A 17,693-nucleotide genomic window follows, 5' to 3' on the forward strand; every position below is an offset into this window, starting at 1 on the left:
CGGTTGGGGTTTGGAGGGTAGGGGAACAACGGAGTTTTTGCGGTGGGTTGCGGGCCGCCTTCGCTGGCGAGCCAGCTCCTACAGTCGATCTCCAGTGTCACAAAGATCCCGGTAGGAGCTGGCTTGCCAGCGATGGGGCCGGTGAAAGCGCCTTAGATCCTGAAACTACCGACCAACTGCTTCAGCCGCGCCGCCTGTTGTTCCAGGTCCGAACACGCCCGCAACGTCGATTGCAGGTTTTCTACACCTTCCTGGTTTAGCGTGTTGATTTCGGTGATGTCGACGTTGATCGACTCGACCACCGCCGTCTGCTCTTCGGTTGCGGTCGCCACCGACTGGTTCATGCCGTCGATTTCACCGATTCGCTGGGTCACGCTGCCCAAACGCTCACCCGCCAGATTGGCGATGTCGACGCTGTTCTGACTGTGACGCTGGCTGTCGCTCATGGTACTGACGGACTCGCGCGCACCCACTTGCAGTTCCTCGATCATGGTGTGCACCTGTTGCGCTGACTCCTGGGTGCGGTGCGCGAGGTTGCGCACTTCATCGGCCACCACCGCAAACCCGCGCCCGGCTTCACCGGCCCGCGCCGCTTCGATGGCGGCATTGAGCGCCAGCAAGTTGGTCTGCTCGGAAATGCTGGTGATCACTTCGAGAATCTGTCCGATGTTCACGGTCTTGCTGTTCAGCGACTCGATGTTGCTGCTCGAGGCGCTGAGCATGCTCGACAGCTGGTTCATCGCGGCAATGCTGCGATCCACAACCTGTTGACCGTCTTCGGCCAGGTGGCGGGCGTCAGTGGCCTGGTTCGACGCTTGCGCGGCGTTGCGGGCGATCTCCTGGGTGGCGGCGCCGAGCTGGTTGATTGCCGCAGCCACGCTGCTGGTGCGCGAAGCCTGCTGGTCAGAGTTGAACATTGATGAGTTCGAGGCGGCCACCACACGCAAGGCCACTTCGTTGACCTGGCCGGTGGCCGAAGACACTTCGCGGATCGAGCCATGGATGCGCTCGACGAAACGGTTGAACGCCGTGCCGAGGGCACCGAATTCATCGTTGTTGACGATGGTCAGGCGTTTGGTCAGGTCGCCATCGCCGTCGGCAATGTCGGCCATGGCGCGGGTCATGACGTGCAGCGGCTGGATCAGCAGACGAATCAGCATGCCCAGCAGTGCGATGACTATCGCTACCGCAATAATGGTCGCAATGATTGCCGAGGTGCGGAATTGGCTGAGCTTCGAGAAGGCTTTGTCTTTGTCTACCGAAAGCCCGATGTACCAGTTGACCGAAGACAGGCCTTTGATGGGGGTGAACGTGACGATGCGGGTTTTGCCATCGACCTCGGTTTCACTGAATTCGCTGCTGATGCGAGGGGTGTTGTCCGGGTAAGCCTCGGATAGGGATTTCATGACCCGCGTTTTGTCCGGGTGCACCAGGATCTTGCCGTCGGCGTTGACCAGGAAGGCATGGCCCATGCCGTCAAAGTCCAGCGCGTTCAGGCTGTCTATGATCATTTGCATACTCAGGTCGCCGCCGAGTGCGCCGATGTTTTGACCGTCTTTGAATACGCGGTGGACGATGGAAATGACTTGTTGACCGGTGGCCATATCGATGTAGGGTTCGGTCAATACCGAACCGCTTGCTTGCTGGGCGCTCTTGTACCAATCCCGGATGCGGGGGTCAAAACCCTCTGGCATCCTGGCGTCCGGACGGATGATAAAGACGCCATCGGCGCTGCCCATAAAGACGCCCATGAAGGCCGAGGCCAGCGCCTTCTGTTCGAGCAGCTTGGTAATGTTGCTCGTGTCCGCATTCAGAGCTACGTTTTGTGAGAGATTTTCAATCAACAGGCTGCTTCCGTTCAGCCAGGTCTGGATGTTGTTGGCAGTCACACTGCCCATTTCATGCAGGTAGTTGTCCAGGTCATTACGGATCGCATTACGTTGCTTGTAGTCGTTATACAAAGTAAATGAAGCGAAAACAGCAGTAACGATGAGGGCGGCGGCAAGCAGGATTTTATGGCTGAAGCGCATATTTTTATTCATGGATTGAGGCTCCGATAAGGTCTCAATGCCCACGGCGTGCTTTTATAAAAGGAACACGTCACGGGCGACGGTGAAATCAGGTTGAAAATTCCGTCCTCGCCCTAGCGGATTATCAACGCAGTTCAGCCTCTGATATCGGCAGTGATCGATCAAAGTTTAACCATGGGTGACCAAATGCCTGATTCATTGCAACTTGTTATCGGCGCCGATCTCTCGGGGCAACCTATCGCCCAGGCCATGCGCCTGGCCAACCGCCACGGTTTGATTGCGGGGGCAACGGGGACCGGCAAGACCGTGACCCTGCAACGCATGGCCGAAGCTTTCAGCGATGCCGGCGTAGCGGTATTCGCCGCCGATATCAAAGGTGACTTGTGTGGCCTGGGCGCCGCCGGCAATCCCCAGGGCAAGATCGCCGAGCGAATCGCCGGGATGCCCTGGCTGAACCACAAGCCTCAGGCTTATCCGGTGACCTTGTGGGACATTCATGGGCAATCCGGTCATCCATTGCGCACAACCTTGAGCGAAATGGGGCCGTTACTGTTGGGCAGCCTGCTGGAGCTGACAGACAGCCAGCAGTCGGCGCTGTACGCCGCGTTCAAGGTCGCCGACCGCGAAGGCTTGTTGCTGCTGGACCTGAAAGACCTGAAGGCACTGCTCAATCACCTGAAGGACCATCCGGAGCTGCTCGGCGATGATGCGGCGCTGATGACCACCGGTTCCAGCCAGGCCCTGCTGCGCCGCCTGGCGACACTCGAACAGCAGGGCGCCGAGGCGCTGTTCGGTGAACCGGCGCTGCAACTCGAAGACATTCTGCAGCCGACGGTCGACGGGCGTGGCCGCATTCATCTGCTGGATGCCAGTCGGCTGGTGCATGAAGCGCCGAAGGTCTACGCGACATTCCTGTTGTGGCTGCTGGCCGAACTGTTCGAGCAATTGCCGGAGCGCGGCGATTCGGACAAACCGTTGCTGGCGTTGTTTTTTGACGAAGCGCACTTGTTGTTCACCGGCACCCCCAAGGCGTTGCAGGATCGGCTGGAACAAGTGGTGCGGCTGATTCGTTCGAAAGGCGTGGGTGTGTATTTCGTTACCCAGTCGCCGGGCGACCTGCCGGACGATGTCCTGGCACAGCTTGGCTTGCGTGTGCAGCACGGCTTGCGCGCGTTCACCGCCAAGGAGCAGAAATCCCTGCGGGCGGTGGCTGACGGTTTCCGGCCCAACCCGGCGTTCGACGCGCTGTCGGTGCTGACAGAGCTGGGTACTGGTGAGGCGCTGGTCGGCACGTTGCAGGAAAAGGGCACGCCAGAGAGGGTCCAGCGCGTGCTGGTAGCACCGCCACAATCGCGAATCGGGCCATTGAGCGAGACCGAGCGTACGCTGCTGATAGCGGGTTCGCCGTGCAAGGGGCGGTACGACAAGCCGATTGATCGCGAGTCGGCTTATGAGGTGCTGATGGGCCGCAAAGGACTGGCGCCAGAGCCCGAGGCGGCACCGGGCAAACCGGCTGCGCAAGAGCCAAGCTTCACCGAGCAGGCTGGGGAGTTTCTCGGCACGGCGGCGGGTAAGGCGCTGAAGTCCGCGATGCAGCAGGCGGCGAATCAGATAGGTCGCCAGTTGGTGCGCGGCTTGATGGGGTCTTTATTAGGTGGCAACAAACGCCGCTGAATGCAAAAGATCGCAGCCTGCGGCAGTTCCCCCAGTGGGCGCTGCCGCAGGCTGCGATCTTTTGATCTGGCGGTTAAACCTTGGGCCGGGCATGCGCCGCCAATCGCTCCAGCGCCGCCCGCAGGTTCGGATCACTGATGCCATCGGCCGTCGCTTGAATGGTCGCCGCCGCGTCATTGGACAAATCCATGGTGTGTCCGGCCGCACCTTGCTGAACGGTCGGCGGCTGCACCTTGAACAGGATTCGCGTGAGACTGGCGAACTCGTCGAACATCTGCAGTTGCCGTTGCAGGCGTTTTTGCTGGTAGCGCAGACGAGTGGCCCAATGGCCGTCCGTCACGATCAGCAGCAAACTGCCTTCGCGCCAAGACGCGACATGGCAATGCTCGCGAGCGGCGGGTTGCAGCTGGCTTTCCAGCAGGCGTTGCAGATGACCCAGGCGTTGAGCGTGGCCGAGAATGGCTTTGAGCGGCTTGGCTTCGCGAAGGAGAACGGCGGGTGCTCTGGCCGTAAGAGGGCGAAATGCCATGATCAGACACCTGAAGTAACAGAGCCGCCATGGTAGCAGAAAGCGCCGAATGCACTCGCCCATTGCTTTTGTGGATGCTTTACCCATTAAATCAATAACTAACTTCTGCCCTGGATGGGTTGAAGTTGAGCAAAACGCCCCTATTTTAAGTGAGCCCCGTCAAAGCGCAGTGCCAGCATCGTGGAATATCGCCACTTTCCTCACCACCGTTTCCGGGTAGAATGTTCGTTCGCATGCGGCCATGAGGGCTGCACGGGCGACTCACGGGGCCGCCCTCCATCCCTTTAGTGTGGAAGATCCTGCCGATATGTTTGCGCCTTTGTTAAAGAAACTTTTTGGAAGCAAGAACGAGCGTGAAGTCAAACGCATGCTCAAGACGGTGCAATTCGTCAATGCCTTCGAAGAGCAAATGGTGGCCCTTTCGGACGATCAATTGCGTGCCAAGACTGATGAGTTCAAGGCCCGCATCGCCAAAGGGGAAACCCTCGACAAGCTGCTGCCAGAAGCCTTTGCGGTCGCCCGCGAAGCCGGTAAGCGTGTCATGGGCATGCGCCACTTCGACGTCCAGCTGATCGGCGGCATGACCTTGCATGAAGGCAAGATCGCCGAAATGCGTACCGGTGAAGGCAAGACCCTGGTGGCAACACTGGGCGTTTACCTCAATGCGTTGTCCGGCAAGGGCGTGCACGTTGTGACGGTGAACGACTACCTGGCCCGTCGTGACGCCAACTGGATGCGTCCGCTGTATGAATTCCTCGGCCTGACGGTCGGCGTCGTCACGCCGTTCCAGCCGCCGGAAGAGAAGCGCGCTGCCTATGCCGCCGACATCACCTATGGCACCAACAACGAATTCGGTTTCGATTACCTGCGCGACAACATGGCGTTCAGCATGGAAGAAAAATTCCAGCGCGAACTCAATTTTGCCGTGATCGACGAAGTCGACTCCATTCTCATCGACGAAGCCCGTACGCCGCTGATCATCTCCGGTCAGGCCGAGGACAGCTCCAAGCTGTACATCGAGATCAACAAACTGATCCCGCAGCTGGAATTGCACGTCGAAGAAGTCGAAGGCGAAGTCACCAAGGCGGGTCACTACACCGTCGACGAGAAGACCCGTCAGGTCGAACTCAACGAAGCCGGTCACCAGTACGTTGAAGAAACGCTGACCAGCATCGGCCTGCTGGCTGAAGGCGAAAGCCTGTACTCGGCGCACAACCTGGGCCTGTTGACTCACGTTTACGCCGGCCTGCGTGCGCACAAACTGTTCCATCGCAACGTCGAATACATCGTGCAGGACGGTCAGGTCGTGCTGGTTGACGAACACACCGGTCGTACCATGCCGGGCCGTCGTTTGTCCGAAGGCCTGCACCAGGCCATCGAAGCCAAGGAAAACCTGAACATCCAGGCCGAAAGCCAGACCCTGGCATCGACCACGTTCCAGAACTATTTCCGTCTGTACAACAAGCTGTCCGGCATGACCGGTACAGCCGACACCGAAGCGTTCGAATTCCACCAGATCTATGGCCTGCAGGTCATGGTCATTCCGCCGAACAAGCCGTTGGCCCGTAAGGACTACAACGACCTGGTGTTCCTGACCGCCGACGAGAAATACGCCGCGATCGTCGCCGACATCAAGGAAAGCATGGCTGCCGGTCGCCCGGTGCTGGTGGGTACCGCGACCATCGAAACGTCCGAGCACATGTCCAGCCTGCTCGTGAAGGAAGGCATCGAACACAAGGTCCTGAACGCCAAGTTCCACGAAAAAGAAGCCGAAATCATTGCCCAGGCCGGTCGTCCAGGCGCACTGACCATCGCTACCAACATGGCCGGTCGTGGTACCGACATCCTGTTGGGCGGTAACTGGGAAGTGGAAGTGGCCTCGCTGGAAAACCCGACACCTGAGCAGATTGCCCAGATCAAGGCCGACTGGCAGAAGCGTCACCAGCAAGTGCTCGAGTCGGGCGGTTTGCAGGTGATTGCGTCCGAGCGTCACGAATCGCGCCGTATCGACAACCAGTTGCGTGGTCGTGCCGGTCGTCAGGGCGACGCCGGTTCCAGCCGCTTCTACCTGTCGCTAGAAGACAGCCTGATGCGCATCTTTGCCTCTGACCGGGTGAAGAACTTCATGAAAGCCCTGGGCATGCAGCCTGGCGAAGCGATCGAGCACCGCATGGTGACGAACGCCATCGAAAAGGCTCAGCGCAAGGTTGAAGGCCGCAACTTCGACATTCGTAAGCAACTGCTCGAGTTCGATGACGTCAACAACGAACAGCGTAAAGTGATCTATCACATGCGTAACACGTTGCTGGCCGCCGACAACATCGGTGAAACCATCGCCGATTTCCGTCAGGACGTGCTCGACGCGACCGTCAGCGCCCACATTCCACCGCAATCGCTGCCTGAGCAGTGGGACGTGGCGGGTCTGGAAGCGACGTTGCAGAGCGATTTCGGTGTGGCACTGCCGATTCAGCAGTGGCTCGACGAAGACGATCACCTGTACGAAGAAACCCTGCGCGAAAAACTGATGCAGGAACTGATTGCCGCCTACAACGAGAAAGAAGACCAGGCGGGCGCCGAAGCGCTGCGCACCTTCGAGAAACAAATCGTTCTGCGCGTACTCGACGACCTGTGGAAAGACCACCTGTCGACCATGGACCACCTACGTCACGGCATCCACTTGCGTGGCTATGCCCAGAAGAACCCGAAGCAGGAATACAAGCGCGAGTCGTTCACGCTGTTCTCCGAGCTGCTGGATTCGATCAAGCGCGACTCGATCCGTGTGCTGTCGCACGTTCAGGTTCGTCGCGAAGATCCGGCCGAAGAAGAAGCTCGCCTGCGACAGGAAGCCGAAGCACTGGCGGCGCGCATGCAGTTCCTGCACGAAGAAGCCCCTGGTCTGGAGCAGCCGGAAGTGTTGGGTGAAGAGGTCGATGTTGCCCTCGCCACCGCCCCGGTTCGCAACGAGCAGAAGCTGGGCCGCAACGAGCTGTGCTACTGCGGTTCGGGCAAGAAATTCAAGCATTGCCACGGGCAGATCCAGTAAAACCCGTTTCAATCGCTGAAATACCCGCGCCGCGACCGGCTCAAGCCGTCGCGGCGTTTTGCCATTTAAACCACCGTTCCTGCCGAGCGGTGCAGACATCATCTAGTTAGGAGCGCATTCATGGCTGTTGGTCTTGGTCCTTTGCCAACGTTGCACCCGGTTGCCGGTTTTGAACTCGGTATCGCCTCGGCCGGTATCAAGCGCCCGGGGCGCAAGGATGTCGTGGTCATGCGCTGTGCCGAAGGCTCCACGGTGGCGGGCGTGTTCACCCTGAACGCTTTTTGCGCCGCCCCGGTAATCCTCGCCAAACAGCGCGTGCAAGGTGCCGTGCGTTACCTGTTGACCAACACTGGCAACGCCAACGCCGGTACCGGCGAGCCAGGGCTGGCGGCTGCCGAGCGCACTTGCGCCAAGCTGGCCGAGCTGACTGGCGTGGATGCCAGCCAGGTGCTGCCGTACTCCACCGGCGTGATCGGCGAGCCGTTGCCGGTCGAGAAAATCGAAGGCGCACTGCAAGCGGCCCTCGACGACCTGTCGGTCAACAACTGGGAAGCGGCCGCCACCGGCATCATGACCACTGACACCTTGCCAAAAGGTGCCAGCCGTCAGTTCCAGCATGACGGCGTAACCATCACCGTGACCGGCATCAGCAAAGGCGCGGGCATGATCCGTCCGAACATGGCGACCATGCTCGGCTACATCGCCACCGACGCCAAAGTGTCCCGCGATGTACTGCAAAACCTGATGCTCGACGGCGCCAACAAGTCGTTCAACCGCATCACCATCGACGGTGACACCTCCACCAACGATTGCTGCATGCTGATCGCTACCGGTCAGGCTGCACTGCCGGAAATCACCCGCGCCGAAGGCGAGCTGTTCGCCAAACTGAAGCAGGCGGTTTTCGAAGTGTGCATGGACGTAGCCCAGGCCATCGTGCGTGACGGCGAAGGCGCGACCAAGTTTGTCACCGTTGAAGTCAACGGCGGCGCTAATCATCAGGAATGCCTGGACGTCGGTTACACCGTGGCTCACTCGCCGCTGATCAAGACCGCGCTGTTCGCTTCCGATCCGAACTGGGGCCGCATCCTGGCGGCCGTTGGCCGTGCCGGCGTGCCGAACCTGGACGTGAGCAAGATCGACGTGTTCCTCGGCGAAGTGTGCATCGCCAGCCGTGGCGCCCGCGCTGCGACCTACACCGAAGCCCAGGGCGCGGCGGTAATGCAGCAGGAAGAAATCACCATCCGTATCGAACTGGGTCGCGGCGATTGCAGCGAAACCATCTGGACCACCGACCTGTCCCACGAGTACGTGAAAATCAACGCCGAGTATCGTACTTAAGACCGTGTCGACCCCATCGCGGGCAAGCCCGCTCCCACAGTTACAGTGGCGAACACAAAATACTGTGTTCAACGCGGTCACTGTGGGAGCGGGCTTGCCCGCGATGGCGGATGACCAGACGCTAAAGATTTTGGCCTGTCTCCCATCAAAAGGTCCCGAACATGAGCCTGCACCTGATCATCGGTGACAAACTGCTTTCCTCCTGGTCCCTGCGTGGTGCTCTGGCCCTCGATCTGGCCGGCGCTTCCTACACCGAAACGCTGATCAAACTGAACCAGCCCGACACCCGCGAGCGTCTGCTCAAGCATTCGCCGACCGGCAAAGTCCCGCTGCTGAAAACCGCACACGGCACCATCGCCGATTCCCTGGCCATTGCCGAGTATCTGGCCGAACAGTTCCCTGACGCGAACTTGTGGCCTACCGAGACCGCCGCTCGAGCCCAGGCGCGTTCAGCCTGTGCGCAGATGCACAGCGGTTTCTTCGCCATGCGCGGCAACATGCCGTTCGACCTTAGCCATGACGCACCACTGACGCCCGTCCCGGCAGACGTGCAGGCGGAGATCCAGCGCATGTCGGCGTTGTGGGCCGAGTGCCGTGCTGCCGCTACTGAAGCCGGGCCGTATCTGTTCGGTCGCATCAGTCTGGCCGACGTATTTTTTGCACCCATCGCCGTACGCCTGCGCACCTATCAGGTGAAGCTGTCTGCGGTAGACGAAGCCTATGTTGAAACCCTCTACCAATGGCCAGCGTTCAAGGCCTGGCAGAAGGCCGGACTGGAGGAAATCGAGCGGTGAAACGAGTCCATGTAGCCGCTGCCGTTATCCGTGATAACAGCGGCAAGATCCTGATTGCTCGCCGTGCCGATACCCAGCATCAGGGCGGTTTGTGGGAGTTTCCCGGTGGCAAGGTCGAAGCCGATGAGTCGGTGGAAACCGCGCTGGCCCGCGAATTGAATGAGGAGTTGGGCATCGTCGTCAGCGCGGCGCGCCCGTTGATCAAGGTTCGCCACGATTACCCGGACAAGCAGGTATTGCTGGATGTCTGGGAAGTATCGGCGTTTACCGGCGAGCCACACGGCGCTGAAGGTCAGCCATTGGCCTGGGTCAGCGCCCGTGAACTGTCGGGTTACGAGTTCCCTGAAGCCAACCGGCCGATCGTCGCGGCGGCTCGGTTGCCTGAGCAGTATCTGATCACCCCGGAAGATCTGGAAACCCCGGCCTTGCTGCGCGGTATCCAGAAAGCCATTGCCGGCGGTATCAAGTTGATCCAGCTACGCGCACCCAACGGTTACGACCCGAAGTATCGCGACCTGGCCGTTGACGCGGCAGGTCTGTGTGCCGGCAAGGCGCAGCTGATGATCAAGGGGCCGTTCGAGTGGCTGGGCGATTTCCCGTCCGCCGGTTGGCACATCACCTCGGCCCAGTTGCGCAAATACGCGGCGGCCGGTCGGCCATTGCCTGCTTCGCGCTGGTTGGCCGCGTCCTGCCATAACGCCGAAGAGTTGGCGCTGGCCGAAGAAATGGGCGTGGACTTCGTGACCTTGTCGCCGGTGCAGCCGACGCTGACACATCCGGGGGCTGAACCGCTGGGCTGGGAACAGGTTTCGACCTTGATTGAGGGCTTCAGCAAACCGGTGTTTTTGCTGGGCGGTGTTGGCCCGGCGGAAGTTCAGAAGGCTTGGGCGGCAGGTGCCCAAGGTGTGGCGGGGATTCGGGCTTTTTGGCCTGAGGCCTGATTATGCGGTGATGCTGCCGGCCTCTTCGCGGGAAAGCCCGTTCCCACAGGTTTAGCGGTGGACACAGATTTTGTGTTCGACGCGATCACTGTGTGCGGGCTTGCCCGCGAAGAGGGCCTAGGCGCCGACTAAACCTCAGGCTTCGCCGCCGCCTGCCAAAGAATCTCCGCCACCCCCTGACGCTTGGCAATCAACCTTGCCACCACAAACAACAGGTCCGACAACCGATTGATATACGCCAGGCCAACCCCGGCCAACGGCTCAATCGTATTCAACTGCTGGCAACGCCGCTCGGCACTGCGCGCCAGGCTACGGCAAACGTGGGCTTGGGCAATCAGCGCCGAGCCACCCGGCAGAATGAAATTCTCCAGCGGCCCCAATTCTTCATTCCATACATCGATCGCCGCTTCCAGGCGTCCGATTTCAGCCCCGTTCAACGCCTGATATGTCGGCATCGCCAGTTCACCGCCAAGGTCGAACAATCGATGTTGGCAGGGCGCCAACACCTCGATCACTTCCTGCAATCCCGGATACTCGGCACGTTCAGCCGTCAGCCCCGCCAGCAACACGCCAACCTGGCTATTCAGCGAATCGACCTCGCCAATGGCTTCGATCCGTGGATGATCCTTCGGTACGCGGCGGCCATCGCCCAGGCCGGTTTCGCCTTTGTCGCCGGTGCGGGTGTAAATCTTCGACAAGCGAAAGCCCATGGTTACCTCGAAAGCTGATTGAATTCTTGAGAGACGAGCGGGGTGCCCGCCAATGGCAGGCGCAAGGTGAAGCAGGTGCCTTGGCCGAGGGTCGACTGCACCTCCATCTGCCCTTTATGGTTATTGGTGATGATGAAGTACGAAACCGACAACCCGAGGCCGGTGCCCTGGCCGATTTCCTTCGTGGTGAAAAACGGTTCGAAGGTGCGCTTGCGCACGCTTTCGCTCATGCCGATGCCATTGTCCTCGACTTGTATCTCCGCCCAAGGCGGATTGAGCCGGGTGCGCAGTATGATCCGTCCCGGCTCGCTGTCGTCTTCACGCAGGTGAATGGCCTGGGCGGCGTTCTTCAGCAGGTTGAGCAGTACTTGCTCCAGTTCGTTGGCAGTACCGGGCACCGGGCCAAGCGCGGGATCGAACTGGCGGATGATGGCCTGGCCCTTGAAGTCGAAACCGATGGCCAGGTCGAAGTCGTTACCGGCGATTTCCACCGCCTGATCGATCAACGCCGGAAGATCGCACGGCGCCATTTGCCGCGTGCTGCGGCGGCTGAAGCTGAGCATGTGAGTGACAATCTTCGCCGCCCGGGCACCGGCCTGCTGGATGCCGTCGAGTAGCTGCGGCACTTCCCGGGCTTGCAGGTATTGATTGACGGTCGATAGCTCGACGCCGATGTGTTCGGCCTGTTCGAGGTTCTTCGGCAGTTCGGGGGACAGGCGTCGGCGAATGTTCTGCACGTTGTGCAGGATCGCACCGAGCGGGTTATTGATCTCATGGGCCATGCCAGCGGCGAGGCCGCCGACGGAAAGCATTTTTTCCGACTGCACCATCATTTCTTCGAGGGACAGGCGCTGGGTGATGTCGTCGATCCGGATCACCACGCCACGTCCGGCGCCGCCCATCAGCGGATAAAACGTCAGAGCATAGTGCCGGGGCTCGTCATCCTTGAACCAGGTCACGCGCTCGATCTTGGCCACCGTATGTTGCTCGACCGTTTGCTTGAGTTGCGGCAAAAACGGCTTGAGTGGCTCGAAGGCGAGGAAGATCGGCTGGTTCAAGGCTTCGTCCAGGCGCGTCCCGGACAGGGCGCTGGCTTCCTGATTCCACTGGGTCACGTAGAGCTGTTCGTCGAGGGCGATCAGCGCCGAGGGCATGGAGTCGATGATGCTGTTGAGGTAGTTCTGGAACCCGGTGAGTTTCTTCTCGATCTTGCTGCGCACCTGGACTTCAAGCTCCAGTTTGCGGTTGGTGTGGCGGGTTTCCTCGGCCAGGCCCTGCGCCTGGTCATAGGCGGCCTGGGAATCGTCCCGTGCGCGTTTGAGCTGCTGCTCCCGGGCTTCGATGCGCGACAGCATGGTATTGAACGCTTCGGCGAGGCTGCCGATTTCATCGTGATTGCCCCGGGAGGCTCGCAGGGCGTAATTTTCTTCTCGGGTTACCTGGCGCGACAGCTCTTCAAGCTGATGAATCGGCCGGGTAATCAGGCGTTTGATCTGCCGCGCGATGACCAGCCACAGCAGCACACTGAAGATCAGAATCCCGAGGCTGGCGGTCAGGGTCCCGGTATAGAACGCCATCGGCAGTTCGCTGCTGGCCACCAACAGCAAATGGCCCGGTGCGGCGCCCGGGCGGGGCAGGGTGATGATTTGATTGCTGCGAAACTCGGTGGCCTGCCAGGATTCGATATGCCGGTAACGCTCCGGCAATTTCAGGTGATCGCCATGCTGCAGTTGTGCCAGGCGTTCGCCCCGGCCGTCGTACAACGCAGCGGCACGCAACGGTGAGTAGCTGTTGAGTTCGTCGAGCAGGCGCTGAGCGCTTTGCGGTGACGTCAGTGCTTCGGAAATCAGGCTCGGGTTGGACACCAGGCGGCCGATGGTCTGCAAGGCTTGCGGCGCCATGCTTTCCTGGGAGATGTAATACGCGGCGCTGATAAAGGTCAGGTTGGCGACCAGCAGAACTGTGGTCAACAGCACCAACAGGGCGGCCAGAAGTTTCTGGCCGACCGGCAGGTTTTCGAGGCGCTGGCGCAATGGCATCAGGTTTATCGCTGCAAAGGAACAAGTGGCCAGCGTAGCCGCTGCTTAGTCGCTGGGCAATCCAAGGCTGTGCAGGCGGGCAATCAGGCGCTGTTGCAGTTGATTGAGGTGGGGCAGATTCAATTGATGGCGGGCGGCGACTTTGCAGGCATGGCCCAGCAGGTAACTGATTTCGGTGCGCCGCTGGTTGCTGACGTCCTGGTACATCGACGAATAATTGGCTGCAGTGGCTTGAATGACCTGTTCGACTTCCTGTTGCAGGTTCTCGGCCGCCGCCGGCTGACCGCAGCGCTCGAGCAGTTCGCCGAGTTCGCCGCAGAGGGTGGCGACTTCACAATGGTGTTCCTGCAAGCCACCGTTGCGGCAATCGTGCAGTACGGTCAATGGATTGATTGCGCAATTGAGCGCCAGTTTGCGCCACAGGCGGGTGAGGATCTCGGGACTCCACTCATGGGGAATGCCGGCGTTGCTCAAGTCCTCAAGCCAGATCGGCGCAACGGGATGACTGGCATCCCCCAGCCACGTAAACCCATGCCCGGCGAACACCACGCGCCAATCACCCTCGCGGAAAGCGCCTTCGGTGCTGGAGGCATAAATGCAGCGTGCCTGGGGCACCTGCGCCGCCACGGCGTCCTGACTGCCCAGGCCGTTCTGCAACAGGATCAGCTCGGCCCCGGGCGCCAGGCGCGGCGCCAGTTGCGCCACAGCGTGTTCGGCGTCGTAGGCTTTGCAGGCCACCAGCAGCCGGTTGATCGGCTCCGTACTGTCGGGTGTTTCGGCGGGCACCGGGTAGTGCTGCGCCGCGCCATGCTCGACCAGGGTCAGGCCGCCGGCCGCTTCATAGGCCTGCAACCGCCCGACGTCACGCAGGATCAGCCGCACCGGCACCCCGGCCCGTGCCAGACGAGTGGCCCACAACGTGCCGAGGCTGCCGGCGCCGAGGACATGCCAGGTGGTGGACATCAGCTTTTTGCTCTGTTTGACGCGCGCATGGACAGCTCGCAGTGAATGATGGGAAAGACCCGTTATAATCAGCGCGGATTTTTACCGCAAGCCAGGTGTGCTCCTTCTTGATCGAGCGCCCCCTATTTATTGGAGAGATTACATGCCGTCGTTCGACGTGGTATCCGAACTGGACAAACACGAAGTCACCAACGCGGTCGAGAACGCCGTCAAGGAACTCGATCGTCGCTATGACCTGAAAGGCAAGGGCAGCTTCGAGTTCAAGGAAAAGGACCTGACCGTCAACCTGACCGCTGAAGCCGATTTCCAGCTCGAAGCGATGATTGAGATCCTCAAGCTGGCCCTGGTCAAGCGCAAAATCGACGTGCAGTGCCTTGAGGTCAAGGATGCGTTTGCTTCCGGCAAACTGATGAAGCAGGACGCCATCCTCAAGGAAGGCATCGACAAAGAGCTGGCGAAGAAAATCGTCGCTCACGTCAAAGACGCCAAGTTGAAGGTGCAGGCCGCCATTCAGGGTGAGCAAGTGCGCATCACCGGCAAGAAACGTGACGATCTTCAGGAAGCCATCGCCGTGCTGCGGGCCAAGGAATTCGGCATGCCACTGCAGTTCAACAACTTCCGCGACTGATCCCGGACACGGGAACCTCTCGGCGTTTTCGGCGTCCGAGGCCCAAGCAACGGCAGAACTGATTGACCCGGATCGGGTCGGTCTTTCTGCCGCTATTTTTCGCGTGCCGGATAGCCGCAAATCAGGAGAACGTACATGGATTTGAATGCTGAAGTCGATAATCTGGTCAAGGCATCCCAAGCCTGGATCCCGATGATCATGGAATACGGCAGTCGCGTGCTGCTGGCCGTGATCACCCTGGCCATCGGTTGGTGGCTGATCAACAAGGTGACCCAGAAGCTTGGCGGCCTGATCGCATTGCGCAATGCCGACCTGGCGCTGCAAGGCTTTATCAGCAGCTTGGCGAATATCATTCTGAAGGTGCTGCTGATCGTCAGCGTGGCGTCGATGATCGGTGTGGAAACCACCTCGTTCGTGGCGGCGATTGGTGCGGCGGGTCTGGCCATTGGCCTGGCCTTGCAGGGCAGCCTGGCGAATTTCGCTGGCGGCGTGCTGATTCTGTTGTTCCGTCCGTTCCGTATCGGTGACTGGATCGAAGCCCAGGGCGTGGCCGGTACTGTCGACAGCATCCAGATTTTCCACACCGTGCTGCGCACTGGCGACAACAAAACCATCATCGTGCCAAACGGTAACCTGTCGAACGGCATCATCACCAATACCAACCGTCAGCCAACCCGCAAGGTCGTGTTTGATGTGGGGGTTGATTACGAAGCGGACCTGCAGAAGGCCCGTGAAGTGCTGCTGGAGCTGGCCAAGGATCCACGGGTCCTGACTGATCCGGAGCCTCAGGCGGTGATTTCGACCCTGGGCGACAGTTCGATCACTGTTTCCCTGCGTGTATGGGTTAAAACGGCGGATTATTGGGATGTGATGTTCATGTTTAACGAGCAGTCCCGCGATCGATTGAAAACTGCCGGGATCGACATTCCGTTTCCACAACGTGTTGTTCGTGTGGTTCAGGAAGCATCGGTGCAGTAAGCGCGCTTTCAATAGTTACTTACATTGGGCCCAAGGGATTAATAGTCGCTTGGGCTTTTTTGTGACTTTTGATTGGGTCAATTCAAAAAGTACTAATGTCAGGAGTCTAAGTTGTTTGTCGTTGCATTCGGTTTGTGGCGGGCATAAAAAACCGCCCACCTGAAAAGGTGGGCGGTTTTTATGTTTACAGTACTGCCGGGGTTACACCCTGATTACAGGATGCTCAGCGGGTACTCGATGATTACACGGGTGTCGTAGTTGTCGTTGGCGTAAGCCTGATATGCACCGTTTGCACGGTAGTTGGCGAAACGTACGCGGAACGACAGATCTTTAGCTGGACCTTCCTGTACTACGTACTTGGACTCCAGGTTCCACTCGTTTTCCTTACCTTCACCCAGACCTTCGGTCTTGATGTTGTCACCCATTACGTAACGAGTCATGAAGCTCAGACCAGGTACGCCGTAGGTGGCCATGTTCAGGTCGTAGCGAGCCTGCCAGGATTTTTCTTCGCGGCCCACGAAGTCGGAGATTTGAATGGAGTTGGAAACGAAGATGGCGCTGCCACCGTCAACACCATAGTAGTACATGTTGTCGCCGCTGGAACGCTGGTACGCAACGGTGAACTTGTGAGCGCCCAGGCTGTACGCAGCTGCCAGGGACCACAGGTTGTTGTCTACACCGGTGTTGCCGTCACCCAGGGCATCGTACAGATCACCGCGATCTTCACCTTTGGTTTTATAACCGTTGAAGTCGAAGTTCAGGGACTGCTCGTCATTGATCGGCAAGGTGTAGTTCAGGTTGACGTAGTACTTTTTGAAGTAGTCGTCTGCATCGGATGCAGCCAGGGCACCGGTGAAGTTATCAGTGAAAGCGTAGCTTGCACCGAAGATGTTGATGTTGGTCAGGCCTTTTTCGCTGCCGCCAGTCTCGGAGATGCCGCCGATGCTGTCACGCGCCATACCGGTTTGCTTGCTCAGGGAGGTAAAACGACCGGCGCTCAGTTCCAGACCCTTGATTTCGTTGGAGGTCAGCAGGGTACCGGTAGCGACTTCTGGCAGCAGACGGCTGTCGTCGGTAGCGAACACTGGGCTGGCAACGAATTGCTGGCCGTATTTCAGGACGGTGTCGGACAGACGCAGTTTAACCGCACCGCCTACCTTGCCCTGGGATTTTTCAGGATTATTGTCGCTGTCGTTAGCGAACAGGCCGTTACCACGGCGGCCCGAACCGCCGTCCAGTTTTACCGAGCCCATTGCCATGGCATCGAGACCGAAACCAACAGTACCTTGAGTGAAGCCCGACTCGTAAGTGAGCAACTGGCTCAGACCGGAGTCCTGACGATAGCCGGAGTCTGCGTTGTTGCGTGCACCGTTTTTGAAGTCGCGGTTCATGTACTCAAAACGGGTTTTGAGTTTCAGGCTCGAATCATCGATGAAACCCTTGGATTCGTCCTGCGAGGACGCCATTGCGAACTGCGAGGTGCCTGCTGCAACAGCCAGTGCGATCATGCTCCACTTCATCACGCGCATCGTGATTTGCTCCTTTGGTTTTTAGAAGAGTACTGCCGTCCCACCTGTTTTATTATCTGGGCGGCTCTTTCTTTTTGTGTCGGCGCAAACTTATATCACGCCGACAATGTTGGCGATACTTGCGCATCTAACCTTTCAGCTTCTTTACGACCCTGTCGCTAACAGCTTGCTAGATGTCGCAAATTTACAACCCCGATGCAACCGGAGACACAACTTAAGCGCTGTTTTGCTGGGGTTGAGCATCGGTAAAAAGAGTCCCTGGTGAAACGTTTGAATCTCCATCGGGCTACCCTGCCACTGTTTTATTGAGTCTTTAAGGGCCTCGCTTCCAGCGGTGCCTTATAGACGATGTGGGTGTGAATGCAACAAGCGTGCACAAACCAGAAAACCCTGAATATTTTTTTCTGAAGTGCTGCCTGATGCCGTAAAAACCTCATAAAACCGGGGGTCTCATCCTGCTGAGGGGTGGGCTTGACGCCGTCCATCGCATGGTGTTG

Annotated in this window: 13 protein-coding genes; 7 read left to right on the forward strand and 6 right to left on the reverse strand. The window is 59.1% G+C overall.

From position 1 onward, the window contains the following. Positions 1-152: 152 nt before the first annotated feature. On the reverse strand, positions 153-2,042 hold the full coding sequence (locus KHO07_RS05995) for a methyl-accepting chemotaxis protein (protein WP_212626700.1): 1,890 nt from the start codon (positions 2,040-2,042) through the stop codon (positions 153-155). A 174-nt stretch (positions 2,043-2,216) separates the two neighbouring features. Between KHO07_RS05995 and KHO07_RS06000 the strand changes: the two genes are divergently transcribed. Further along, positions 2,217-3,704: a helicase HerA-like domain-containing protein gene (locus KHO07_RS06000; RefSeq protein ID WP_212626701.1), complete on the forward strand. Its 1,488-nt coding sequence runs from the start codon at positions 2,217-2,219 to the stop codon at positions 3,702-3,704. A gap of 73 nt (positions 3,705-3,777) precedes the next feature. Here KHO07_RS06000 and KHO07_RS06005 read toward each other — a convergent pair whose 3' ends face one another. Further along, positions 3,778-4,233: a DciA family protein gene (locus tag KHO07_RS06005; RefSeq protein WP_075945462.1), complete on the reverse strand. Its 456-nt coding sequence runs from the start codon at positions 4,231-4,233 to the stop codon at positions 3,778-3,780. Between the two features lie 307 nt (positions 4,234-4,540). On the opposite strand from KHO07_RS06005, the gene secA reads away from it, so the two are divergent. The 4 genes from secA to KHO07_RS06025 all read left to right on the forward strand — a co-directional run bounded on the left by secA (position 4,541) and on the right by KHO07_RS06025 (position 10,349). Then, entirely contained in the window at positions 4,541-7,276 is a 2,736-nt protein-coding gene (gene secA / locus KHO07_RS06010; RefSeq protein WP_150733705.1) for a preprotein translocase subunit SecA, read from the forward strand. A gap of 120 nt (positions 7,277-7,396) precedes the next feature. Further along, positions 7,397-8,614 carry a bifunctional glutamate N-acetyltransferase/amino-acid acetyltransferase ArgJ gene (gene argJ, locus KHO07_RS06015; protein ID WP_212626702.1) on the forward strand — a complete coding sequence of 406 codons (1,218 nt, stop codon included), beginning with the start codon at positions 7,397-7,399 and terminating at the stop codon, positions 8,612-8,614. A 161-nt stretch (positions 8,615-8,775) separates the two neighbouring features. Beyond that, a complete protein-coding gene (locus KHO07_RS06020; protein ID WP_212626703.1) occupies positions 8,776-9,408 on the forward strand; it encodes a glutathione S-transferase family protein in 633 nt (210 codons plus the stop codon). Continuing rightward, on the forward strand, positions 9,405-10,349 hold the full coding sequence (locus KHO07_RS06025) for a Nudix family hydrolase (RefSeq protein WP_212626704.1): 945 nt from the start codon (positions 9,405-9,407) through the stop codon (positions 10,347-10,349). The genes KHO07_RS06020 and KHO07_RS06025 overlap by 4 nt, the downstream gene beginning before the upstream one ends. Positions 10,350-10,477: 128 nt before the next feature. Here the strand turns inward: KHO07_RS06025 and KHO07_RS06030 are convergent, their stop codons facing one another. The 3 genes from KHO07_RS06030 to KHO07_RS06040 are packed head-to-tail and all read right to left on the reverse strand — an operon-like array spanning position 10,478 to position 14,061. Continuing rightward, positions 10,478-11,059: a cob(I)yrinic acid a,c-diamide adenosyltransferase gene (locus tag KHO07_RS06030; RefSeq protein ID WP_212626705.1), complete on the reverse strand. Its 582-nt coding sequence runs from the start codon at positions 11,057-11,059 to the stop codon at positions 10,478-10,480. Between the two features lie 2 nt (positions 11,060-11,061). Then, complete coding sequence (locus KHO07_RS06035; RefSeq protein ID WP_212626706.1) at positions 11,062-13,098, reverse strand: HAMP domain-containing sensor histidine kinase; 2,037 nt, start codon at positions 13,096-13,098, stop codon at positions 11,062-11,064. A gap of 45 nt (positions 13,099-13,143) precedes the next feature. Continuing rightward, on the reverse strand, positions 13,144-14,061 hold the full coding sequence (locus tag KHO07_RS06040; protein ID WP_212626707.1) for a putative 2-dehydropantoate 2-reductase: 918 nt from the start codon (positions 14,059-14,061) through the stop codon (positions 13,144-13,146). Positions 14,062-14,203: 142 nt separating this feature from the next. Here KHO07_RS06040 and KHO07_RS06045 point away from each other — a divergent pair, with 142 nt between their 5' ends. After that, positions 14,204-14,689 carry a YajQ family cyclic di-GMP-binding protein gene (locus tag KHO07_RS06045; protein ID WP_075945454.1) on the forward strand — a complete coding sequence of 162 codons (486 nt, stop codon included), beginning with the start codon at positions 14,204-14,206 and terminating at the stop codon, positions 14,687-14,689. Positions 14,690-14,824: 135 nt separating this feature from the next. Continuing rightward, positions 14,825-15,667, forward strand: a complete 843-nt coding sequence (locus KHO07_RS06050) for a mechanosensitive ion channel family protein (RefSeq protein WP_212626708.1) — start codon at positions 14,825-14,827, stop codon at positions 15,665-15,667. Positions 15,668-15,879: 212 nt separating this feature from the next. On the opposite strand, the gene KHO07_RS06055 is transcribed toward KHO07_RS06050, so the two are convergent. Beyond that, positions 15,880-17,196, reverse strand: coding sequence for an OprD family porin (locus tag KHO07_RS06055; protein WP_075945452.1), 1,317 nt, complete (start codon positions 17,194-17,196; stop codon positions 15,880-15,882). Positions 17,197-17,693 lie beyond the last annotated feature (497 nt).

Origin of the sequence: Pseudomonas sp. PP3, from assembly GCF_905336995.1 — a bacterium.
Classification (GTDB): Bacteria; Pseudomonadota; Gammaproteobacteria; order Pseudomonadales; family Pseudomonadaceae; genus Aquipseudomonas; species Aquipseudomonas reinekei.